This window comes from Pseudomonas sp. 3296, assembly GCF_031456615.1.
GTDB classification, from domain to species: Bacteria; Pseudomonadota; Gammaproteobacteria; order Pseudomonadales; family Pseudomonadaceae; genus Aquipseudomonas; species Aquipseudomonas mucoides.
Map to the genome: position 1 here is coordinate 481735 of NZ_JAVDUY010000002.1, position 23094 is coordinate 504828.

Genomic DNA, 23094 nt, shown 5'->3' on the forward strand with positions numbered 1-23094 from the left:
GCGGAACGACACAAAACCTGTGGGAGCGTGGCTTGCTCGCAAAGGCTATTTCAAAGGCGTCTCAACGAAACCGGTCAACCTCCTGACGCAAGTCCGCCGCCAGGCTTTCCAGCTCCTTGGCCGTCACGGCCAGGTTCGACACCACCTCACGCTGCTCACTGTTCGCCAACGCAATACTCTGCAGGTTGCTGCTCAGCAACGTCGCCGTGCTGCTTTGCTCCTGAGTCGCGGTGGTAATCGCCGCAAACTGCTGACCGGCCGAACGGCTCTGCTCATCGATCCGCGCCAGGGCTGAAGCCACATTGGCGTTACGCGACAGACCTTCCTGCATCAACACATTGCCCTGCTCCATGGTGCTGATGGCGTTGCCGGTTTCTTGCTGGATGCTGCTGATCATCCCGGAGATCTCGTCAGTGGCCTGACGGGTACGCGACGCCAGGTTACGCACCTCATCGGCCACCACCGCAAAGCCACGGCCCTGTTCACCAGCGCGAGCCGCTTCGATGGCGGCGTTCAGTGCCAGCAGGTTGGTCTGCTCGGCAATCGCGGTAATCACGCCGACGATGCCGCCGATTTCCTGGGAACGCTGGCCCAGTGTATTGATCACCGTCGCGGTGCTGTTCAGCGCACCGGCGATTTGTTCCAGCGATGCTGAGGCTTCGTCCATCGAGGTCCGACCGATCTGGGTTTGCTGGGCGTTTTCCTGGGCCAGACGCTGAGTGCTGCCCATGTTGTCGGCAATGTTCAGGGACGTGGCGCTGAATTCTTCCACGGCGCCGGCCATGCTGGTGATCTCGCCAGACTGCTGCTCCATCCCTTCATAGGCGCCACCGGACAGGCCGGACAGGGCCTGCGCACGGCTGTTGACCTCGGCCGAGGCTTTGCGGATGTGCTCGACCATGGTCGACAGGGCCTGGCTCATCTGGTTGAACGCACGGGCCAGTTGCCCGATCTCGTCATTGCTCGACACGTTCAGGCGCACGCTCAAATCACCGGCGCCCAAGGCTTCGGCCTGACGCACCAGATCACCCAGCGGCGCGAGTTTGCTGCGCAGCAACCAGACGGCTGAACCGACCGCGATCAGCATCGCCAGCAAGCTGCCGATGGCCAATTGAATGCCGACACTCCAGGTCACCGCGCTGATTTCAGCTTTTGGCATGCTCGCCACGACCGACCATGGGCCGCCATCGAACGACACGGCCACGCTGTAGAAATCCTCGGATTTGTCGCTCCAGAACTGGCCTTTACCCGGCGTTTTCGCCAATCCGACGATGGCCGGGACGGCTTGATCCAGTGCTTGCACACCGGCAATCGGCACCAGCCATTTGCTTTGCTCATCAAGCAACGCTAAGGAGCCGGTCTGGCCGATGCGGAAACGCTTGAGATTCTCGAACTGCGCGTTCTGCGCGTCGGTGTAATCGAACCCTACGAAGAGCACGGCAATCACCTTGCCGCTGCTGTCGCGCACGGGGGTGTATTGCGTCATGTAGGAGCGATCAAACAGCAAGGCACGACCGACATAGCTCTGCCCCGCCATCAAGCGTGCATACGCCGGGTGAGCGTGATCGAGCAACGTGCCGATGGCGCGGTTGCCGTCCTGTTTGGTCAGGGAGGTGCTGACCCGGATAAAGTCTTCACCGCTGCGCACGAACAACGTCGCCACACCGGCGGTCATTTGCTTGAACTCGTCGACTTCCTTGAAGTTGTTGTTCAACACTTCGCTGCCCAGGTGCAGGCCCGGGGTCTGCGTGCCCGCCACGGCCACCGGCTCCTCCGGGTGCACGCTCAGACCGACGCTGAAGCGCTTCTCGAACAGACCGGCCAGACGCTGGGTGCTTTCACGCAAGGTGCCGTGAAAGGTGCTCAACTGATCGGCCAGCAACCGGGCTTCGCTGGCCAGGTGCTCTTCGCGGGTGGCGAGGTTGGCAGTGTCCAGCGAACGCAGGGCGAACACGGTACTGCCAGTGATGACAATCGCCAGTATCACGGCAAGCGCAAGACCAAGCTGTGAGGCGATCCGGGCACGGGGTAGAGACATGACAGCTCCTGGCCGAGCAACCTGATCCTGCTTGATCGGGCTGAGCACTCAGCAAAATTTTCCAGATAATGGGGAAAAGCGTCGAACCTGCACGAAGGTTCCATCTGCAGATTTTCGGCGGCAAAACTGAATACTTGAGTAATTAGCCAGGATATGGCGCAAGGCCTCTACTGCTTGGGCTCTATCGATTCAGCTCAGACGCTGCACAACGGGCAAATCCATGGCCCGGACTTCACCCAGCAGGAAATCGCTGAGCCGGCGCAAACGTTCACCTCCGGGGCGGGTTTTCGGCCAGACCAGGTAGTAATTCTCACCGCTGGCGACCGCCGTCGGCCACGGCAGACTCAAGCGCCCCTGCGCGACATCCTCCGCCACCATCAGCAAATCCCCCATGGACACACCGTAACCCCGCGCGGCGGCGATCATGCCCAGCTCCAGGGTGTCGAACACCTGACCGCCCTTGAGCGAGACCTGTTCGGTCAGGCCCATGCGGTCGAGCCAACTGCGCCAGTCACGCCGATCAGGGGTCGGGTGCAGCAGCTCGGTGCTGGCCAGGCGCGCGACGTCCCACGGCTGGTCGTTCAGCAGATTCGGCGCGCCGACGGGGATCAGCTCCTCGGGGAACAGCAGCGTGGCCTCCCAGTCCGGCGGGAAATGCCCGCTGCTGAGGATCACGGCGCAATCGAACGGTTCCTGATTGAAGTCCACCGAATCGATGTCCATCCAGGCACTGGTCAGTTGCACTTCATTGCCCGGTTGCAGGTGCCGGAAACGGCTGAGCCGCGCCAGTAACCAGCGCATGGTCAGGGTCGAGGGGGCTTTCATGCGCAGGATGTCGTCTTCGGCGCGCAAGGTATTGCAGGCGCGCTCCAGGGCGGTGAAACCGTCACGAATGCCCGGCAGGATCAACCGCGCCGACTCGGTCAGTTGCAGGTTGCGCCCGCTGCGGTGAAACAGCCGACAGGCGAAATGCTCTTCGAGCGTACGGATATGCCGGCTCACCGCGCTTTGGGTGATCGACAGTTCTTCAGCCGCGCGGGTGAACGAGCTATGCCGCGCCGCCGCTTCAAATGCGCGCAAGGCATATAAGGGAGGAAGACGACGAGACATGAGGAAAGCTCCTATGGCGCAATCCGGCTACCGTAGCAGAATCTGTTCAGCATGAGTCTGACTCATGCTACCCATCCTTTTTATCCCTTTGTGCAAACCCTGTGAAGCGCCGAGAATCGACGCTTTGCAGTCCTCTTTGATAATTGAGCGTGATGACCATGAAGCATCCAGCGCGTATTGAACTCTGGGCCATCCTGCGGCTGGCGGGCCCGCTGATTGCCTCGCAGTTGGCGCACATGCTGATGGTCCTCACCGACACCTTGATGATGGCGCGCCTGAGCCCCGAAGCGTTGGCCGGCGGTGGTCTGGGGGCGGCGACGTACTCGTTCGTGTCGATTTTCTGCATCGGCGTGATTGCGGCGGTCGGCACCTTGGTGGCGATTCGTCAGGGTGCAGGTGACATTATCGGCGCGGCACGACTGACCCAGGCCGGATTGTGGCTGGCGTGGTTGATGGCCTTGGTGGCCGGGCTGCTGCTGTGGAACCTCAAACCGGTGTTGCTGCTGTTCGGCCAGACCGAGACCAACGTGCACGCCGCCGGGCAGTTTCTGACAATCCTGCCGTTCGCCCTGCCCGGTTACCTGAGTTTCATGGCGTTGCGCGGTTTTACCAGCGCCATTGGCCGGGCGACGCCGGTGATGGTTATCAGCCTCGGCGGCACCGTGGCCAACTTCCTGCTCAACTATGCGTTGATCACCGGCATGTTCGGCCTGCCAAAACTGGGTCTGATGGGCATTGGTCTGGTGACAGCGATTGTCGCTAACTTGATGGCGGTGGCGCTGGCCCTGCACATCCGCCGGCATCCGGCGTATGACGCGTATCCGTTGCGCGAGGGCCTGTCGCGGCCAAACCGTCAGTACCTGAAGGAGCTGTGGCGCCTCGGCCTGCCGATTGGCGGCACCTACGCGGTGGAAGTCGGACTGTTTGCGTTCGCCGCGTTGTGCATGGGCACCATGGGCAGCACGCAACTGGCCGCGCACCAGATCGCCCTGCAGATCGTTTCGGTGGCGTTCATGATTCCGGCAGGGCTTTCCTACGCGATCACCATGCGCATCGGCCAGCACTATGGCGCCGGGCAGTTACTGGATGCACGGTTGGCCGGACGGGTCGGCATTGCCTTCGGCGCCGCGGCGATGCTGGGCTTTGCGATGGTCTTCTGGTTTCTGCCGAATCAGTTGATCGGCCTGTTCCTCGACCACAACGACCCGGCGTTCCGCCCCGTGATTGAACTGGCTGTGAGCCTGCTGGCGGTGGCGGCGTGGTTCGAACTGTTCGACGGTACGCAAACCATCGCCATGGGCTGCATACGCGGGCTCAAGGACGCCAAGACCACGTTCCTGGTCGGGTTGGGCTGTTACTGGCTGATTGGCGCACCAGCCGCGTGGTGGATGGCTTTCCATATTCATTGGGGGCCGACGGGCGTCTGGTGGGGATTGGCGCTGGGACTGGCGTGCGCGGCGGTGAGTTTGACACTGGCGTTTGAATGGAAGATGAAGCGGATGATTCGGCAGGAGCCTCAATCTCAAGGCTTCAAGATCGCTCAGGCTGAGTGAAATCCATGTGGGAGCGGGCTTGCTCGCTCCCACATTTAGATTGTGGTTAGTTCACGACTTCCATCATCGACTGCTGGCTGCTGCCGTAGGTCAGGTACTCAACCAATTCCGCCAACGGCAACGGCTTGCTGATCAGATATCCCTGCACCTGATCGCAACCAAACCCGCGTAACAGATCCAGCTGTTCCGCTGTTTCCACCCCTTCCGCGACGACCTCAAGGTTGAGGTTGTGCGCCAGGTTGATCATGGCGTGGACCAGTTTGCGGTTCTCTTCACGCTCTTCCATGCCACCGACAAAGCTCTTGTCGACCTTGAGCAAGGCGATCGGCAGGCTGTTGAGGTGCACGAAGGACGAGAACCCGGTGCCGAAGTCATCCAGCGAGAAGCGCACGCCCAGGCGTCCGAGGGCGTCCATGGTTTGCTTGACCAGATCGCTGCGACGCATCACCGCGGTTTCGGTCAGTTCGAACTCCAGCCACTGCGCTTCGACGCCGCGTTCGGCAATCAACCGACTCAGCGTCGAGAGCAACTGGCTGTCCTGGAACTGCCGGAATGACAGGTTGATCGCCATGTGCAGCGGCGGCAGGCCCTGTTCGCGCAAGGCCTGCATATCCCGCAGCGCCCGGGAAATCACCCAGTAACCGAGCGGCACGATCAAACCGCTTTGCTCGGCCAGCGGCACGAATTCGCTCGGTGGCAGCAGACCGCGCTCAGCATGACGCCAGCGCACCAAGGCTTCGAGGCCGACGATCTGGCCGTCAGCCATGTTCAGGCGCGGCTGGTAATGCAGTTCCAGCTCGTCACGGCGCAAGGCACGGCGCAGCTCGCTTTCAAGGTCGGCCATGCTACGGGCGTTGCGGTTGATGCGTTCGTTGAAAATGTGGAAGGTGCAGCCCTGGGTGCTCTTGGCTTGCTGCATGGCGATGTGCGCGTGCCACATCAGCGGGTCGGCGCCGGCCTGGGCCCGGGCGTGGGCGATGCCCAGGCTGGAACCGATCAACAGGCTTTCGCCGTCGACCCAGTAAGGTTCGGCCAGCGCTTCGGTGATGCGCTCGGCCATCCATTCAGCACGTTGAGGTGCGCGGCGGGTGTCGATCAGCAAGGCGAATTCATCGCTGCCCAGGCGCGCCAGTTGATCGCCGGCCTCAAGCTGGCTTTTCAGCCGCGCGACCACTTGCAGGATCAAGCGGTCGCCAGCCTGATGGCCGAGGGCATCGTTGGCGTGACGGAAGTTGTCGAGATCAAGGTGACCGAGGGCCAGGCCACGGCCTTCGTTTTCCGCCAGACGCGCAGCCAGCAGGGTCTGGAAGCCCTGGCGGTTGGCGATGCCGGTCAGCGGATCTTGCTCAGCCAGGCGTTGCAGGGTGTTTTCCAGCAGGCCACGCTCGCGCACATGCCGCAGGCAACGACGCAGCATCCCGGCATCGAGCAGGTCACGCACCAGCCAGTCACTCACACCATCGGGCGGCATCAGTGGCTCGTGTTCGAGCAACAACACCGTCGGCAAGCTGCAACGGCCTGGTAGCGGCTGAAGTGCAGGAACAGTCAACAACACCGCATGGCGATTGTCATCGAACAGACTGCTGACCGACTCCCAGTTCGGCGCGCTGATGAGCACGGCCGAGCTCCCCATCGGAGCCAGACACTCGCGCAACAACGCTGCCCACGCTGGCTCTTCGGCCAGTAGCAGCAAACGCAAGGGTTCGACAGGCGTAGACAAGCTAGCTCCCTAGACTCTGCAAAGATGTAGGCGGCAGGCATTATGCCGCGCCGCTAACCAATGACCAAATGTCATAAGTTGTCAAACGTGACTTTGTGTCAGGAATACGAACATTAGCCGCAAATTCACCGCGCATCCTGCTTGAAAGTAACAAAACCGGCAATTAGAGAAAGTGTGTTGCGTCACAAGTCGGACAGAGCAGCACAATTCGCTGAGCCTGTTAAAATGCCGGCCCATTTCATAAATGACTCCCTGAATTCCGTATGTCCCGACTCAATCCCCGGCAGCAAGAAGCCGTGAGCTACGTCGGCGGCCCTCTTTTGGTGCTCGCCGGCGCAGGCTCCGGCAAGACCAGTGTGATCACGCGCAAGATCGCCCACCTGATCCAGAATTGCGGCATCCGCGCCCAGTACATCGTCGCCATGACCTTTACCAACAAGGCCGCGCGAGAGATGAAGGAACGGGTCGGCACCCTGCTCAAGGGCGGCGAAGGCCGTGGCCTGACGGTGTGCACCTTCCACAACCTGGGGCTGAACATCATCCGCAAGGAACACGTGCGGCTGGGCTACAAACCGGGCTTCTCGATTTTTGACGAGACCGACGTCAAAGCCTTGATGACCGACATCATGCAGAAGGAATACGCGGGCGACGACGGCGTCGACGAGATCAAGAACATGATCGGCTCGTGGAAAAACGACCTGATCCTGCCCGCCGAAGCCCTGGAAAACGCGCGCAACCCCAAGGAGCAGACCGCCGCCATCGTCTACACCCACTACCAGCGCACGCTCAAGGCGTTCAACGCGGTGGACTTCGACGACCTGATCCTGCTGCCGGTCAAGCTGTTCCAGGAACACGCCGACATCCTCGAAAAGTGGCAGAACAAAGTCCGCTACCTGCTGGTGGACGAATACCAGGACACCAACGCCAGCCAGTATTTGCTGGTGAAACTGCTGATCGGCACGCGTAACCAGTTCACCGTGGTCGGCGACGATGACCAGTCGATCTACGCCTGGCGCGGTGCGCGCCCGGAAAACCTGATGTTGCTCAAGGATGACTACCCGTCCTTGAAAGTGGTGATGCTGGAGCAGAACTACCGCTCCACCAGCCGCATCCTGCGTTGCGCCAACGTGCTGATCTCGAACAACCCGCACGAATTCGAAAAGCAGCTGTGGAGCGAGATGGGCCACGGCGACGAGATCCGCGTGATCCGCTGCCGCAACGAAGACGCCGAAGCCGAGCGCGTGGCGGTGGAATTGCTGACCCTGCACTTGCGCACGGACCGCCCATACAGTGATTTCGCGATCCTGTATCGCGGTAACTATCAGGCCAAGCTGATCGAGCTGAAGCTGCAACACCACCAGATTCCGTATCGCCTGTCCGGCGGCAACAGCTTTTTCGGACGTCAGGAAGTGAAGGACCTGATGGCCTACTTCCGCCTGATCGTGAACCCGGACGACGACAATGCCTTCCTGCGGGTGATCAACGTTCCGCGCCGTGAAATCGGTTCGACCACTCTGGAAAAGCTCGGCAACTACGCCACCGAACGCAAAATCTCGATGTACGCCGCCACCGACGAAATCGGCCTGGGCGAGCATCTGGACACGCGCTTCACCGATCGCCTGTCGCGTTTCAAGCGCTTCATGGACAAGGTGCGCGAGCAGTGCTCTGGCGAAGACCCGATCTCGGCGCTGCGCAGCATGGTCATGGACATCGACTACGAGAACTGGCTGCGCACCAACAGCTCCAGTGACAAGGCCGCCGATTACCGCATGGGCAACGTCTGGTTCCTGATCGAGGCGTTGAAAAATACGCTGGAGAAGGACGAAGAAGGCGAGATGACCGTCGAGGACGCCATCGGCAAGCTTGTGCTGCGCGACATGCTGGAGCGTCAGCAGGAAGAGGAAGACGGTGCGGAAGGTGTGCAAATGATGACACTGCACGCCTCCAAAGGCCTGGAATTCCCGTACGTGTTCATCATGGGCATGGAAGAGGAAATTCTCCCGCACCGTTCCAGCATCGAAGCCGACACTATCGAAGAAGAACGCCGCCTGGCCTACGTCGGGATTACCCGTGCGCGTCAGACCCTGGCCTTCACTTTCGCCGCCAAGCGCAAGCAGTACGGCGAGATCATCGATTGCGCGCCGAGCCGCTTCCTCGATGAACTGCCGCCGGACGATCTGGCGTGGGAAGGCAACGACGACACGCCGGTTGAAGTCAAAGCCGTTCGCGGAAATACCGCATTGGCGGATATACGCGCGATGTTAAAGCGCTAGAATTGAGCACTTTTTAATCAAAGCATTTTTAACCGAACACTTTTTACAAACTAGGCGCATTTGGCGCCAGTAGAGGAACGCTTCATGGAAGCACTGCACCAGAAAATCCGCGAACAAGGCATCGTGCTTTCCGATCAGGTCCTGAAGGTAGACGCCTTTTTGAACCACCAGATCGACCCGGCCCTGATGAAGCTGATCGGCGACGAATTCGCCGCACTGTTCAAGGACTCGGGCATCACCAAGATTGTCACCATCGAAGCCTCGGGCATCGCTCCGGCGATCATGACCGGTCTGAACCTCGGCGTGCCGGTGATCTTCGCCCGCAAGCAACAGTCCCTGACCCTGACTGAAAACCTGCTGTCGGCGACCGTTTACTCGTTCACCAAGAAGACTGAAAGCACCGTGGCGATCTCCCCGCGTCACCTGACCAGCAGCGACCGCGTGCTGATCATCGATGACTTTCTGGCCAACGGTAAAGCATCGCAAGCGCTGATCTCGATCATCAAACAGGCCGGCGCGACCGTGGCGGGCCTGGGTATCGTGATCGAGAAGTCGTTCCAGGGCGGGCGTGCGGAACTGGATGCGCAGGGCTATCGCGTTGAGTCGCTGGCTCGTGTGCAGTCGCTGGCCGGCGGTGTCGTGACCTTCATCGAATAAACCAGTTACACCACCGAACCTGTGGGAGCCGGGCTTGCCCGCGATGGCGGCTGAACAGACAACATCAATGTTGCATGTTATGGCCTCATCGCGGGCAAGCCCGGCTCCTACAGTGGTTTTGGGGTGGCTGTTATTGTGTGGTGGCTTTCAGGCCGGCGAGTAGCAAGCGCTGGAACAAGTCTTCTTTCAACCCGTCAGGGTTGGTCAGCTGCATCCGCTCCAGGTGCTCGGGAAACATCGAGGCCTCTGGCGCATCCAGTGCCGCTTTGCCCAGTTCCAGAATCTCCGTCAGTTTGAACTTGCTCTTCAGCCAGTTCAGCGCCCGCAACACATCGCGCTCCACCTCAGTGAAATCGCAGCCCAGTGGATATTCTGGAAACAGGTTCGGGTGCCGCGCCTGAATCGCCTGTAAACGCTCCGGGCTGTTGTCGGCGAAGCGTGGGTCGAGGCGAAAGTCTTTCGGCAGCTTGCCCACGCTCTGGGCTTGCTGGATCAGCCCCGACTGGAACCGCGAATCGCTGATGTTCAGCAACGCCTCGATGACCGCCGCATCGGTCTTGCCGCGCAAGTCAGCGATGCCGTATTCGGTGACCACAATGTCGCGCAGGTGCCTTGGGATCGTGCAGTGGCCGTACTGCCAGACGATGTTCGAGCTGACGTCCCCACCCGCCTCGCGCCAGCTGCGCAGTAGCAACACCGAACGCGCGCCCTCCAGCGCATGGCCTTGGGCAACGAAGTTGTATTGCCCGCCCACGCCGCTCAGCACGCGTCCGTCTTCAAGCTGATCGGCCACGCCAGCACCCAGCAGGGTCATGGTGAACACGGTGTTAATGAACCGCGCATCCAGGCGCTGCAAACGCTTGAGCTCTTCCTGCCCGTACAGTTCGTTGATGTAGCTGATGCGGGTCATGTTGAATTCAAGACGTTTGCTTTGCGGCAGCTCGCGCAGGCGCTCGTAGAAACTGCGCGGCCCGAGGAAGAAACCGCCGTGCACTGAGATGCCGTCGGTTTGCACGGCTTCGTCGAGGGTGCCGGCATTCGCCTGTTGTTGAGTCGGCACATCGGGATACACCTTGCGCCGCACGATCCCGGCATCGGCCAGCACCAGCAAGCCGTTGACGAACATTTCGCTGCAACCGTACAGGCCTTTGGCGAACGGTTCGAGACCACCTTCACGGTCGATCAACTGCGCCCACTGGCTCAGATTCACGTCCGCCAGCAAGGCCTTGTAACCGCCATTGTCGGCTTGCCGTGCCAGCAACGCCGCTGTCAGTGCATCACCCATGGAACCGATGCCGATCTGCAACGTGCCGCCGTCGCGTACCAATGTGCTGGCGTGCAGGCCGATGAAGTGATCCTGGAATCCGACCGGCATGTTCGGCGTCGAGAACAACGTGCTGCTGTCCTTTTCATCGATGAGCAAATCGAAGGTGTCGATGCCGATTTCAGCGTCACCGGGCATGTAGGGCAAATCGTTATGCACCTGGCCCACCAGCAGGATCGTCTCCCCCGCCGCCCGCCGTTTGGCGATCATCGGGAACAGGTCGAGGGTGATGTCCGGGTTGCAGCTCAGGCTCAAACGATCCGGACGCTCGGAGTGGCTCGCAACCAACTGCGCGACCAGGTTCAAACCGGCAGCGTTGATGTCCCGCGCGGCATGGCTGTAGTTGCTGCTGACGTAATCCTGCTGGGCCGATGCGCTATGCAGCAGGCTGCCCGGCTGCATGAAGAACTGTTGGATATGGATGTTCGGCGGCAGGTTGTCGCGTTGCAGTCCGGCGAGAAAATCCAGTTCCGGATAATCGCCAAATACGCATTCGATAAAGGGTTCGAGAAAGCGCTTCTGCAAACCGTCACCCAGTGACGGACGGCCCAGGCACAGGGCGGTGTAGATCGTCAGTTGCCGCTGCGGCAGTTGCGCGATGCGCCGGTACAGCGCGTTGACGAAGTGGTTGGGTTTGCCAAGGCCGAGGGGCAGGCCCATGTGAATGTGCGCCGGCAACCGCGCCAGTACGTCATCGACCGCTTGCTCGATAGAACACAGCTGCACCATCTGATCCTCCCTTACATTCCGTGAATCGGGGTTGGACCGAGCTTGCCGGGTCTTTGCTGCAATGAATAGCCTCAGGCGTAAATCGCAGGCATAAAAAAACCGCTCGAAAGCGGTTTTTTACTGAAGATGTCGGCTTATTTCAGGCCCGACATTTTCTGAATGGCGCCTTTGAGCTCGGCATCCGAGCAATCGGCACAGGTACCTTTAGGCGGCATCGAGTTGATACCGGTAATGGCCTTGGCCAGGATACCGTCTAGGCCACCCTGGTGATCGGCTCGTTCTTTCCAGGCAGCCGCATCACCGATTTTCGGTGCGCCCAACAGGCCAGTACCGTGGCAAGCGTTGCAATGTTTGGCAATCACTTCGTCCGGGGTCTTGGCACCGCCGCCACCGCCCGCTGAGGCAGCAACTTCCATCCCCTTGCACTCTTTGCCCTGTACACAGACCTGACCGACCGGTTCAAGGCGTTTGGCAATATCGTCGTTCGTCGCAGCTTGAGCGCTGACAGCCCATAGGGCCAATACGGTTGCTGGTGCAGCCAGCATTTTCATAATTAGGTTCACGCGTTCACCCTCAATGGTGGCTAGTCACGCCTACGGCCACGGTTCGCAGGCGGGCGCAAGTATAGCGGTAAGCCCGCCACACTGAAACAACCCCAAAGTCGAAGGGGTCTTATGCTGCAGCGGAAAAACCGCCCGGGTGCCTCGGCCTGACTGGCAGGGCGCCTTCTTTACTCAGAAATTCGCCGGAGTCGCTGCGCTGATTAGTCGCGCCGGCGCATCGAACGGATTTCGGAAACGGTGCGGCTTGGTACTTTCAAAGTAGTAGCTATCGCCAGCCTCGAGCACAAAAGTTTCCAGCCCGACCACCAGTTCCAGTCGACCTTCCACCAAAATGCCGGTTTCCTCGCCCTCATGGGTGAGCATCTCGTCACCGGTGTCGGCGCCTGGCGGGTAGATTTCATTGAGAAACGCGATAGCCCGGCTCGGGTGTGCCCGACCGACCAGTTTCATGGTCACGGCGCCATCGGAAATATCGATCAGCTCGTTGGCTTTGTAGACGATCTGCGTCGGTTTTTCCTGCAGGATTTCTTCAGAAAAGAACTCGACCATGGACATGGGAATCCCGCCCAGTACTTTGCGCAGAGAACTGATCGAGGGACTGACGCTGTTCTTCTCGATCATCGAAATCGTACTGTTGGTGACACCCGCGCGCTTGGCGAGCTCACGCTGCGAAAGGCCTTTGAGCTTACGGATGGATTGCAGTCGTTCACCGACGTCCAATGCTTGCGCCTCCAGGGATTCAGGTTGTTGGAATATTGAGCGTTATCATGGCGACAGCGTTCAGTATTTACAACACTTGGACCTGAATCCTGTGGAGCGAGGCGACTTTCGGTGCGGCCCGCGAGCTGTCAGCCCTCGGAATAGAGCAGTGGCACCCGGCGCAGGTTGCAGAAGATCTGATAAGGAATTGTGTCCGCCGCTGCCGCCACATCGCTGGCGAGGATGTTCTTGCCCCACAACTCGACGGTCGAACCGAGGCCGGCTTGCGGTACATCGGTCAGGTCAATGCAGAGCATGTCCATCGACACCCGGCCGATCAACTGGCTGCGTTGCCCGGCCACCATGACCGGCGTACCGGTCGGTGCATGACGCGGGTAACCGTCGGCATAGCCCATGGCGACCACGCCTACGCGCATCGGCTTGGGTGTAATGAATTTGGCGCCGTAACCGATCGGCTCGCCGGCCGGCAGTTCACGCACGCAAATCACTTTGGATTCGAGGGTCATCACCGGTTGCAGGCGGGCCGCCACGGTGTTGGCTTCTTCGAACGGCGTCGCGCCGTACATCATGATACCGGGGCGAACCCAATCGCTTGGGATCTGCGGCCAGCCCAACACGGCCGGCGAGTTGCGCAAGCTGACTTCCGCCGACAAACCTTTGCGCGCAGCTTCAAATACCGCGACCTGCTCGGCACTGGCCTGTTCGTGCAGCTCATCAGCCCGGGCGAAGTGGCTCATCAGCACCACTTTCGCGACCTTGCCGCTGGCGAGCAGCCGTTGATAGGCGTCCTGATAATCCTTTGGATGCAGACCGACGCGATGCATGCCCGAGTCGAGCTTGAGCCAGACCGTGATCGGTTTGCTCAGTGTGGCTTTCTCTATGGCTTCGAGTTGCCACAGCGAATGCACCACGCACCAGAAATCATGCTCGACGATCAGCGCCAACTCATCGGCTTCGAAGAACCCTTCCAGCAGTAACACCGGCGCTCGAATACCCGCCGCGCGCAGTTCCAACGCCTCTTCGATGCAGGCCACGGCAAAACCGTCGGCCTCGGCTTCCAGCGCCCGGGCGCAACGCACCGCGCCATGGCCGTAGGCATCGGCCTTGATCACCGCGAGGGCTTTGGCCCCGGTGAGTTCACGGGCGATACGGAAGTTGTGACGCAGGGCTTGAAGGTCGATCAGGGCACGGGCTGGGCGCATGGCGGCAGACTTCTAGGCGGTCATGGGAATAAAAAAACCGGCGCTGGCTGGCGGCGGGAACCGCCAACAGCACCGGCAGAGGGATTTTTGAAACGGTCAGGGCAACGCGGCGACGATGGAGATCTCAACCAGGATGCTCGGCTTGGCCATCTTCGCTTCGACGGTGGCACGGGCCGGTGCGGCGCCTTTGGGCAGCCACTGGTCCCACACCGAGTTCATCCCGGCAAAGTGCGCTTCGATGTCGTTCAGGTAGATCGTCGCCGACAGCAGATGCTGCTTGTCAGTCCCAGCCAGATCCAGCAAGCGCTCGATATTGCCGAGGACATCGCGAGTCTGCTGTTCAATCCCGGCGTTGAAGTCATCGCCGACCTGCCCCGCCAAATACACGGTGCCATTGTGGCTGACGATCTGACTCATGCGCTCATTGGTGAGCTGGCGCTGGATTGCCATGCTTTGCGGACTCCTGGGGTTTGCTGCCATAACGGGAAATATCGAGGCCTTCGGCGCTGATCTGCGGCGTCTTCTTGGCCATCAGGTCAGCCAGCAAGCGGCCGGAGCCACACGCCATGGTCCAGCCGAGTGTGCCGTGACCGGTGTTCAGGAACAGGTTCTTGAATGGGGTCGCGCCCACGATCGGCGTGCCGTCCGGCGTAGTCGGACGCAGACCGGTCCAGAAACTGGCCTGGGCCAGATCGCCGCCCTGAGGATAAAGGTCGTTGACGATCATCTCCAGGGTTTCGCGCCGACGCGGGTTCAGCGACAGGTCAAAACCGGCGATCTCCGCCATGCCGCCGACGCGGATGCGGTTGTCGAAACGGGTGATCGCGACCTTGTAGGTCTCGTCGAGAATGGTCGAGGTCGGGGCCATGGCCGGGTTGGTGATCGGCACAGTCAGCGAGTAACCCTTGAGCGGGTATACCGGCGCCTTGATCCCCAGCGGCTTGAGCAATTGCGGCGAGTAGCTGCCGAGTGCCAGCACGTAGCGGTCAGCGGTTTCCAGCTTGCCGTCGATCCACACGCCGTTAATGCGATCACCGGCGTAGTCGAGTTTCTGAATGTCCTGGCCGAAACGGAATTCCACCCCCAGTTTCACGGCCATTTCGGCCAGGCGGGTGGTGAAAATCTGGCAGTCGCCCGTCTGGTCGTTCGGCAGGCGCAGGGCACCGGCGAGGATGTCGGTGACGCTGGCCAGCGCTGGCTCGACGCGGGCAATGCCGGCGCGGTCGAGCAGTTCGAACGGAACGCCGGACTCTTTCAGCACGGCGATGTCTTTCGCGGCGCCGTCGAGTTGAGCCTGGGTGCGGAACAGTTGGGTCGTACCGAGGCTGCGGCCTTCGTACGCGATGCCGGTTTCGGCGCGCAACTCGTCGAGGCAGTCACGGCTGTACTCGGACAGGCGGACCATGCGCTCCTTGTTCACCGCGTAACGGCTGGCGGTGCAGTTGCGCAGCATCTGCGCCATCCACAGGTATTGGTCGATGTCGGCCGTGGCCTTGATCGCCAGCGGTGCGTGGCGCTGCAACAGCCACTTGATGGCTTTGAGCGGCACGCCCGGCGCGGCCCACGGCGAGGCATAGCCCGGCGAGACCTGGCCTGCGTTGGCGAAACTGGTCTCCATGGCAGCGGCCGGCTGACGGTCCACCACCACCACTTCAAACCCGGCACGAGCCAGATAGTAAGCACTGGCGGTACCGATGACGCCGCTACCCAAGACCATAACGCGCATTTTCATATCCCTCATCGCGGCTGACCGCTGACGTGTGTTGTATTCAAGCAGTGATGTGCGCAGTGTAAAAAAGATTTGCCAGTGTTTTTCACTATATAAGCAGCTATATTTGGCGACAATTCTCGGCAAAAACCCTTTTCACGGAGGCGCATCCCCTATGCGTACCAACACTCAGACCAAACGAGAGCTGGACAAGATCGACCGCAACATTCTGCGGATCCTGCAAGCGGACGGACGCATCTCGTTCACGGAGCTGGGGGAAAAGGTCGGGCTCTCTACCACGCCTTGCACTGAGCGGGTGCGGCGCCTGGAGCGCGAAGGGATCATCATGGGCTACAACGCCCGGCTCAATCCGCAACATTTGAAGGGTAGTCTGCTGGTGTTCGTCGAGATCAGCCTGGACTACAAATCCGGGGATACCTTCGAAGAGTTCCGACGCGCGGTGCTGAAACTGCCCCATGTGCTGGAATGCCACTTGGTGTCAGGGGATTTCGACTACCTGGTGAAGGCACGGATTTCCGAGATGGCCTCGTACCGCAAGCTGCTGGGAGACATCCTGCTCAAGCTGCCGCATGTGCGCGAGTCCAAGAGCTATATCGTGATGGAAGAGGTGAAAGAGAGCTTGAGTTTGCCGATTCCGGATTGAGATATTCGGTGGCCAACCCGGCCCCATCGCAGGCCACTCGGTCTACCTGAATGGATTCAAACAAGTACTTGCCGGGTAGAAGCCATGTACTCATGAATCTGCTTCTCCACCCGCGGATGAATCAGCTCCACCGGCCCGCGCCCATTCGGGCATGGCAAGGTCTTGGTGGTGCCAAACAGCCGGCAAATCAGCGGACGCTCGTCATACACCGTGCAGCCGTTCGGCCCCAGGTGCACGCAATTGAGTTCATCCATCGCCGCGTCCTGCTCGGCGCGGGTCTTGCGCGGCAGGCGGGACATTTCTTCCGGCGAGGTGGTCACCGGTCCACAGCAGTCATGGCAGCCGGGCACGCACTCGAACGAGGGAATCTGTTGGCGAAGCGTACGGATTTTCTGACTGTTGCAGCTCATTGAAGCGGTGACCAAAAGCGGAATAGAGCGCGATTCTGCAGCAAAGGCGCCGATCCATACAGCAGCAGCCGACCAATGTTGCCCGTGCCAGAAGGTCCGGCTTATGCTCCGTCAACTTTTCCAGACGCCAGAATCGGGAACACGCCCATGAATGCCGGTGCTCAGCCATCCGCTCCAGGTCACCAGCACATTGCCTCTTATTACGCCGCCAGCAGGCTCCCGCGACCCGATTATCCGGCGCTCAGGGGGGATCTGGTGGCGGATGTGTGCGTGGTCGGTGGCGGGTTTTCCGGGCTGAACACTGCGCTGGAACTGGCGGAGCGAGGCTTGAGCGTCATCCTGCTCGAGGCCCGCAAAATCGGCTGGGGCGCCAGCGGGCGCAACGGCGGACAATTGATTCGCGGCGTCGGTCATGGCCTTGATCAATTCGCCAGCGTGATCGGTGCGCACGGCGTGCGCCAGATGAAACTCATGGGCCTGGAGGCAGTGGAAATCGTGCGCCAGCGCGTCGCGCGTTTTCAGATCCCCTGCGACCTGACGTGGGGTTACTGCGACCTGGCCAACAAACCCCGCGACCTCGAAGGCTTCGCCGAAGATGCCGAAGAGCTGCGCAGTCTCGGTTATCGCTACGAAACCCGCCTGCTGCAGACCAATGAAATGCACTCGGTGGTGGGCTCCGATCGTTACGTCGGCGGTTTGATCGACATGGGCTCGGGGCACCTGCATCCGCTGAACCTGGCACTGGGCGAAGCGACGGCGGCCGAGGAAATGGGGGCGGTACTGTTTGAACAATCGGCGGTCACCCGCATCGATTATGGTCCAGAGATCAAGGTCCACACGGCTCAGGGTTCGGTCCGCGCCAAGACGCTGGTGCTGGGCTGCAACGCCTACCTCAATCAGCTCAACCCCGAACTCAGCGGCAAGGTGCTGCCCGCCGGCAGCTACATCATCGCCACCGAACCGTTAAGTGAGGCACTGGCCCATTCACTGCTGCCGCAGAACATGGCGGTCTGCGATCAGCGCGTGGCACTGGATTACTACCGACTCTCGGCGGACCGGCGCTTGCTGTTCGGGGGTGCCTGCCATTATTCGGGCCGCGATCCGAAAGACATCGCCGCGTACATGCGACCGAAGATGCTGGAAGTCTTCCCGCAACTGGGCACGGTGAAGATCGACTATCAATGGGGCGGAATGATTGGCATCGGCGCCAACCGCCTGCCGCAGATTGGCCGGCTTAAAGACCAGCCGAATGTGTATTACGCCCAGGCCTATTCCGGTCATGGAGTAAATGCCACGCATTTGGCCGGCAAGTTGTTGGCTGAAGCGATCAGCGGGCAGCACAGTGGTGGGTTTGATCTGTTTGCCAAGGTGCCGCATATCACCTTTCCGGGCGGGAAACATTTGCGCTCGCCGTTGTTGGCGTTGGGGATGTTGTGGCATCGGCTTAAAGAATTGGTCTGAGGGGATCTTCGGTCCCAGCACAGACGCCATCGCGGGCAAGCCCGCGATAAGGCCCGAAAGAACGCCACAAAAATCAGATCCGCCAGAAAGGCTTGAGCCCCTCCTCCCGCGCCTGTTCCCGCGTCAGCCCCACATCCCTGAGTTGCTCCGGCGTCAGCGCCAGCAACGCCTTGCGCGTGTGCAGACGATGCCAGAACAGACCCCAGCGACCCAGGCCGGACGGTGCGTTGCGCATCAGCGCCTCACGTGTACCGTGTTCCTGCCCTCTCACCAGTTCCTGACTGTGTAACGTCAGCCGCACATCGCTCAAGCCGTTCATTTTGATTGCTCCTGTTTACTTGGGTAGCCAGAGCTTTCATGATGCGTGGACGACGAAAAGCATTACAGATTCAACAGACAAGTATTAATTCCATACAGATTTGGCGTCCCAGCGTCTGAATCCTCATTTCTTGCCTGATCTGTATTGGTTTACCGAATCACCCACACCGAGACTGCACCATGACCCTTTACGTCAACCTCGCCGAATTGCTCGGCACGCGTATCGAACAGGGCTTCTATCGCCCCGGTGACCGACTGCCTTCGGTGCGGGCGCTGAGCGTCGAACATGGCGTCAGCCTGAGCACGGTGCAGCAGGCCTATCGCGTACTGGAAGACAGTGGCCTGGCGACGCCAAAACCCAAGTCGGGCTACTTCGTACCTGTGGGTCGCGAACTGCCGGAGCTGCCGGCCATTGGCCGCCCGGCCCAGCGGCCGGTGGATATTTCGCAATGGGACCAGGTGCTGGAGCTGATTCGCGCGGTGCCGCGCAAGGATGTGGTGCAACTGGGTCGCGGCATGCCGGACATCACCACGCCGACCATGAAACCGCTGCTGCGCAATCTCGCGCGTATCAGCCGTCGACAGGACATGCCCGGTCTGTATTACGACAACATCCACGGCACCCTCGAACTGCGCGAACAGATCGCACGCCTGATGCTCGATTCCGGGTGCCAGTTGAGCGCTAGCGAGCTGGTGGTCACGACCGGATGCCACGAAGCGCTGTCCACCAGCATCCGGGCGATCTGCGAGCCGGGAGACATTGTGGCCGTGGACTCACCGAGCTTTCACGGCGCCATGCAAACCCTCAAGGGGTTGGGCATGAAAGCACTGGAAATTCCCACCGACCCGATCACCGGCATCAGCCTCGATGCGCTGGAACTGGCCCTGGAACAGTGGCCGATCAAAGTCATACAGTTGACCCCCAACTGCAACAACCCGCTGGGCTACATCATGCCCGAGTCCCGAAAACGCGCGTTGTTGACGCTCGCACAGCGTTTTGACGTGGCGATCATCGAGGACGATGTGTATGGAGAACTGGCTTACACCTACCCGCGCCCACGCACGATCAAATCCTTCGATGAGGACGGACGCGTCCTGCTCTGCAGTTCGTTTTCCAAGACCCTGGCCCCCGGATTGCGCATCGGCTGGGTCGCGCCCGGCAGGTATCTGGAACGGGTGCTGCACATGAAATACATCAGCACCGGCTCCACCGCGCCACAACCGCAGATTGCGATCGCCGAGTTTCTCAAGGCCGGGCACTTCGAGCCACATTTGCGGAGGATGCGCACGCAATACCAGCGCAATCGCGACGTGATGATCGACTGGGTCACACGCTACTTCCCGGTCGGCACCCGCGCCAGTCGCCCGCAAGGCAGCTTCATGCTGTGGGTCGAGCTGCCGGAAAGCTTCGACACCCTGAAACTGAATCGTGCGTTGCACGATCAAGGCGTACAGATTGCCGTGGGCAGCATCTTTTCTGCGTCAGGCAAGTACCGCAACTGCCTGCGCATGAACTACGCTGCCAAGCCAACACCGCAGATTGAAGAGGCGGTGCGCAAGGTCGGCGCCCTGGCTATCAAACTGCTAGCCGAAACTGACAGCATCACTGACTGACTTTTCTCGGGAAACCAGCGTCCATATGCCGACACCTGCCGCCAATCGGAACGATCCTACGTGAGAGTCAGACAAAACCTGCTCGCTGCTCTGCTCCTCGCCTCGCTCCTCAGCGGCTGCGCCAGCGTTGATGTTCAGCGCCAGGCCAGTCAGGCGCTGCCCGCCAGTGACTCGGCGTTCGGCCGTTCGGTCCAGGCGCAGGCCGCGCCGCATCAGGGCCAGTCGGGCTTTCGCCTGCTGTCCGACAGTACCGAAGCCTTCACCGCCCGCGCCGAACTGATCCGCAACGCGCAAAGCAGCCTCGATTTGCAGTACTACATCGTGCATGACGGCATCAGCACGCGGATGCTCGTCGAGGAGTTGCTCAAAGCGGCCGATCGCGGCGTACGCGTCAGGGTGCTGCTAGACGACACCACCAGCGACGGCCTGGACCAGATCATTGCCACCCTCGCCGCGCACCCGAACATTCAGATCCGCGTCTTCAACCCGTTGCACCTGGGTCGCAGCACCGGCGTGACGCGAACCATGGGGCGCTTGTTCAACCTGTCGCAGCAACACCGGCGCATGCACAACAAGTTGTGGCTGGCGGACAACAGCATGGCCATCGTGGGTGGGCGCAATCTGGGCGACGAGTATTTCGATGCCGAGCCCAACCTGAATTTCACTGACATCGACATGCTCGGCGTCGGCCCGGTGGCCGAACAACTGGGGCACAGTTTTGATCAGTACTGGAACAGCGCGCTGAGCAAGCCGATCGAACAATTCCTGTCCAGCAAACCCACGGCCAAGGACCTGAAAAATACCCGGACCCGCCTGGAGGAATCGCTGGATGACACGCGCAAAGAGAACCATGCGCTGTACCAACAACTGATGACCTTCAAGACGCATCCGCGCCTGGATATCTGGCGTCGTGAGCTGATCTGGGCCTGGAACCAGGCGCTGTGGGATGCCCCGAGCAAGGTGCTGGCCGACGGAGAGCCGGACCCGCATTTGTTGCTGACAACACAATTGGCGCCCGAACTGAACGGCGTCAGCAAAGAGCTGATCATGATCTCGGCTTACTTCGTGCCCGGCCAGCCGGGCCTGGTGTACCTGACGGGGCGCGCCGATGCCGGGGTCTCCGTGAGTTTGCTGACCAACTCGCTGGAAGCCACGGACGTGCCGGCCGTGCATGGCGGCTATGCGCCCTATCGCAAGGCGTTGCTGGAACACGGCGTGAAGTTATTCGAACTACGGCGTCAACCGGGTGAAGGAGGAAGCGGTGGCAGTGGGCCTCACTTCTTTGGACGCCCCGCTTACCAAGGCTCCGACTCCAGCCTGCACAGCAAGGCGATGATCTTCGATCAGCAGAAATCCTTCGTCGGCTCGTTCAATTTCGATCCGCGCTCGGTGCTGTGGAACACCGAAGTCGGGGTGCTGGTGGACAGCCCGGAACTGGCGACGCATGTGCGTGACCTGGCCATGCAGGGTATGGCGCCACCGCTGAGCTATGAGGCGAAACTGCAGGATGGCAAGGTGGTTTGGGTCACTGAAGACGACGGCAAACTGCACACCCTGACCAAGGAACCGGGGAGCTGGTGGCGACGGTTCAATGCGTGGATGAGTACCACGGTCGGCCTGGAGCGGATGTTGTAGCATCAGACAAAACGCGATCCCTGTGGGAGCGAGCCTGCTCGCGAAGGCTCGCTCCCACAGGGGATGTGGTCGCCGGCAAGTCGGTGTCAGGCGGGTTCGCCCACCGTGCCAAACGCACCCTGGCGCATCAGCAGAATCACCAGACCGAACGCGCCAGCCGCCATCAACAACGGCAACGCATGCCCGCTGATCCACTGGCTGCCCGCCCCAGCGGCCAACGGCCCGACCAGGCAACCAATCCCCCACAGCTGCGCGATATGCGCATTGGCGCGCACCAGTGCATCGTCGCGATAACGCTCGCCGATCAGGATCAGTGACAAGGTAAACAAACCGCCTGCACTGGCACCGAACAGCACCCACAATAGCCAGATCAGCAGCGTATCGATCAGCAGCGGGATCGCCAGGCTCGACACCAGCAACACCACCGCGCAGCCCGTGAACAGCGTGCGCCGCGACAGGCGATCCGCCAGCGCACCAATCGGCAATTGCAGCAACGCATCACCGACCACCACGGTACTGACCATCGCCAGGGCGATTTCCGTGGTGAAACCCTGGCGCAGGCAATACACCGGCAACAAGGTCAGGATCATCGCTTCGAAGGCGGCGAACAGCGACACCGCCCAGGCAATCGCCGGCAGGCCACGACAGAAAGCCAGCAAATCGCTGAAGGTCACGCTGCTCGCTTCACTGCCGGGCGCGCCGCTGCGGCCCAACAACAGCAACGGTGCCGTCGTCAGCAAGCCGACACCGACCCAGAATCCGTAATCGTGCTCAGTGCCCAGAACACCCAGCAGCACCGGGCCGGCGAGCTGGCTCAGGGCATAGCTGCAGCCATACAGCGCCACCAGCCGCCCGCGCCACTGTTCGACCACGAGCTGGTTGATCCAGCTTTCGCCGAGGATAAACACCAGCGTCAGGATCACCCCGATCATCAGGCGCAACAGCAGCCAGATCGGGTAGCTCGGCATCAGGGCCAGCAAGCCGATGGACAACGCCCCGGCCCACAGGCACAGACGCATCAGATTCGCCGTGCCCAGACGCGCGGCCAGGTGGCTGGAGATTTTCGCCCCCAGCAACACGCCAATGGCCGGCATCGCCGCCATCACACCGATGGCGAACGAGCCGTAGCCCCAGCTTTCCAGACGAAACGACACCAGCGGCATGCTGACGCCCAAGGCCAGGCCGACACTCAAGACAGACGCCAACACGGCGAAATAAGTCGCCCAACGCATGTTCCACGCTCCTGTGGATATTTTTATGTACAACACAAAACACTGTGGGAGCGAGCTTGCTCGCGATAGCGGTTGCACATTCAACAATGACGTCGACTGTCAGACCGCTATCGCGAGCAAGCTCGCTCCCACAGGGGATCTTCGTTGTGCCGGGCCCCGGTAT

The 23094-nt window shown here is 60.8% G+C and carries 19 protein-coding genes; 7 read left to right on the forward strand and 12 right to left on the reverse strand.

Annotation, left to right across the window (positions count from 1 at the left end; all coding sequences use genetic code 11):
* Window positions 1-61: 61 nt before the first annotated feature.
* Window positions 62-2038 (reverse strand): methyl-accepting chemotaxis protein, encoded by a 1977-nt coding sequence (locus J2X66_RS06690; RefSeq protein WP_310262432.1) that lies wholly within the window; start codon window positions 2036-2038, stop codon window positions 62-64.
* Window positions 2039-2227: 189 nt separating this feature from the next.
* Window positions 2228-3148, reverse strand: coding sequence for a LysR substrate-binding domain-containing protein (locus tag J2X66_RS06695; RefSeq protein WP_310262434.1), 921 nt, complete (start codon window positions 3146-3148; stop codon window positions 2228-2230).
* Between the two features lie 158 nt (window positions 3149-3306).
* On the opposite strand from J2X66_RS06695, the gene J2X66_RS06700 reads away from it, so the two are divergent.
* A complete protein-coding gene (locus J2X66_RS06700; RefSeq protein ID WP_310262437.1) occupies window positions 3307-4701 on the forward strand; it encodes a NorM family multidrug efflux MATE transporter in 1395 nt (464 codons plus the stop codon).
* Window positions 4702-4747: 46 nt separating this feature from the next.
* Here J2X66_RS06700 and J2X66_RS06705 read toward each other — a convergent pair whose 3' ends face one another.
* A complete protein-coding gene (locus tag J2X66_RS06705) occupies window positions 4748-6421 on the reverse strand; it encodes a bifunctional diguanylate cyclase/phosphodiesterase (protein WP_310262440.1) in 1674 nt (557 codons plus the stop codon).
* A gap of 263 nt (window positions 6422-6684) precedes the next feature.
* On the opposite strand from J2X66_RS06705, the gene rep reads away from it, so the two are divergent.
* Window positions 6685-8694 carry a DNA helicase Rep gene (rep, locus tag J2X66_RS06710; protein WP_027926371.1) on the forward strand — a complete coding sequence of 670 codons (2010 nt, stop codon included), beginning with the start codon at window positions 6685-6687 and terminating at the stop codon, window positions 8692-8694.
* 84 nt (window positions 8695-8778) lie between these two features.
* Complete coding sequence (locus J2X66_RS06715; protein WP_027926370.1) at window positions 8779-9351, forward strand: xanthine phosphoribosyltransferase; 573 nt, start codon at window positions 8779-8781, stop codon at window positions 9349-9351.
* A gap of 130 nt (window positions 9352-9481) precedes the next feature.
* Here the strand turns inward: J2X66_RS06715 and J2X66_RS06720 are convergent, their stop codons facing one another.
* The 6 genes from J2X66_RS06720 to dadA all read right to left on the reverse strand — a co-directional run bounded on the left by J2X66_RS06720 (window position 9482) and on the right by dadA (window position 15615).
* Window positions 9482-11404 (reverse strand): acetyl-CoA hydrolase/transferase C-terminal domain-containing protein, encoded by a 1923-nt coding sequence (locus tag J2X66_RS06720; protein ID WP_310262446.1) that lies wholly within the window; start codon window positions 11402-11404, stop codon window positions 9482-9484.
* Window positions 11405-11538: 134 nt separating this feature from the next.
* On the reverse strand, window positions 11539-11955 hold the full coding sequence (locus tag J2X66_RS06725; protein WP_027926368.1) for a cytochrome c5 family protein: 417 nt from the start codon (window positions 11953-11955) through the stop codon (window positions 11539-11541).
* Between the two features lie 183 nt (window positions 11956-12138).
* Window positions 12139-12687, reverse strand: coding sequence for a cupin domain-containing protein (locus J2X66_RS06730; RefSeq protein ID WP_007947433.1), 549 nt, complete (start codon window positions 12685-12687; stop codon window positions 12139-12141).
* Window positions 12688-12815: 128 nt separating this feature from the next.
* A complete protein-coding gene (alr, locus tag J2X66_RS06735; RefSeq protein ID WP_310262449.1) occupies window positions 12816-13889 on the reverse strand; it encodes an alanine racemase in 1074 nt (357 codons plus the stop codon).
* Between the two features lie 96 nt (window positions 13890-13985).
* Window positions 13986-14339, reverse strand: a complete 354-nt coding sequence (locus tag J2X66_RS06740; RefSeq protein WP_027926366.1) for a RidA family protein — start codon at window positions 14337-14339, stop codon at window positions 13986-13988.
* Window positions 14311-15615, reverse strand: a complete 1305-nt coding sequence (gene dadA, locus J2X66_RS06745) for a D-amino acid dehydrogenase (RefSeq protein WP_046031107.1) — start codon at window positions 15613-15615, stop codon at window positions 14311-14313. Before dadA ends, J2X66_RS06740 begins: the two co-directional genes overlap by 29 nt.
* Window positions 15616-15772: 157 nt before the next feature.
* Between dadA and J2X66_RS06750 the strand changes: the two genes are divergently transcribed.
* On the forward strand, window positions 15773-16261 hold the full coding sequence (locus tag J2X66_RS06750) for an Lrp/AsnC ligand binding domain-containing protein (RefSeq protein ID WP_003177284.1): 489 nt from the start codon (window positions 15773-15775) through the stop codon (window positions 16259-16261).
* A 56-nt stretch (window positions 16262-16317) separates the two neighbouring features.
* On the opposite strand, the gene J2X66_RS06755 is transcribed toward J2X66_RS06750, so the two are convergent.
* On the reverse strand, window positions 16318-16671 hold the full coding sequence (locus J2X66_RS06755) for a YkgJ family cysteine cluster protein (RefSeq protein ID WP_007947437.1): 354 nt from the start codon (window positions 16669-16671) through the stop codon (window positions 16318-16320).
* Between the two features lie 147 nt (window positions 16672-16818).
* On the opposite strand from J2X66_RS06755, the gene J2X66_RS06760 reads away from it, so the two are divergent.
* Entirely contained in the window at window positions 16819-18132 is a 1314-nt protein-coding gene (locus tag J2X66_RS06760) for an FAD-binding oxidoreductase (RefSeq protein WP_310262460.1), read from the forward strand.
* Window positions 18133-18205: 73 nt separating this feature from the next.
* On the opposite strand, the gene J2X66_RS06765 is transcribed toward J2X66_RS06760, so the two are convergent.
* The gene (locus J2X66_RS06765) at window positions 18206-18451 is read right to left on the reverse strand and encodes a DUF1127 domain-containing protein (RefSeq protein ID WP_027926363.1); all 246 of its coding nucleotides are present in this window, start codon (window positions 18449-18451) and stop codon (window positions 18206-18208) included.
* 179 nt (window positions 18452-18630) lie between these two features.
* Here J2X66_RS06765 and J2X66_RS06770 point away from each other — a divergent pair, with 179 nt between their 5' ends.
* Window positions 18631-20064, forward strand: coding sequence for a PLP-dependent aminotransferase family protein (locus J2X66_RS06770; protein ID WP_310262464.1), 1434 nt, complete (start codon window positions 18631-18633; stop codon window positions 20062-20064).
* A gap of 60 nt (window positions 20065-20124) precedes the next feature.
* Window positions 20125-21699 (forward strand): phospholipase D family protein, encoded by a 1575-nt coding sequence (locus J2X66_RS06775; protein WP_310262467.1) that lies wholly within the window; start codon window positions 20125-20127, stop codon window positions 21697-21699.
* A gap of 86 nt (window positions 21700-21785) precedes the next feature.
* Here J2X66_RS06775 and J2X66_RS06780 read toward each other — a convergent pair whose 3' ends face one another.
* Window positions 21786-22931, reverse strand: a complete 1146-nt coding sequence (locus J2X66_RS06780) for an MFS transporter (protein ID WP_310262471.1) — start codon at window positions 22929-22931, stop codon at window positions 21786-21788.
* Window positions 22932-23094 lie beyond the last annotated feature (163 nt).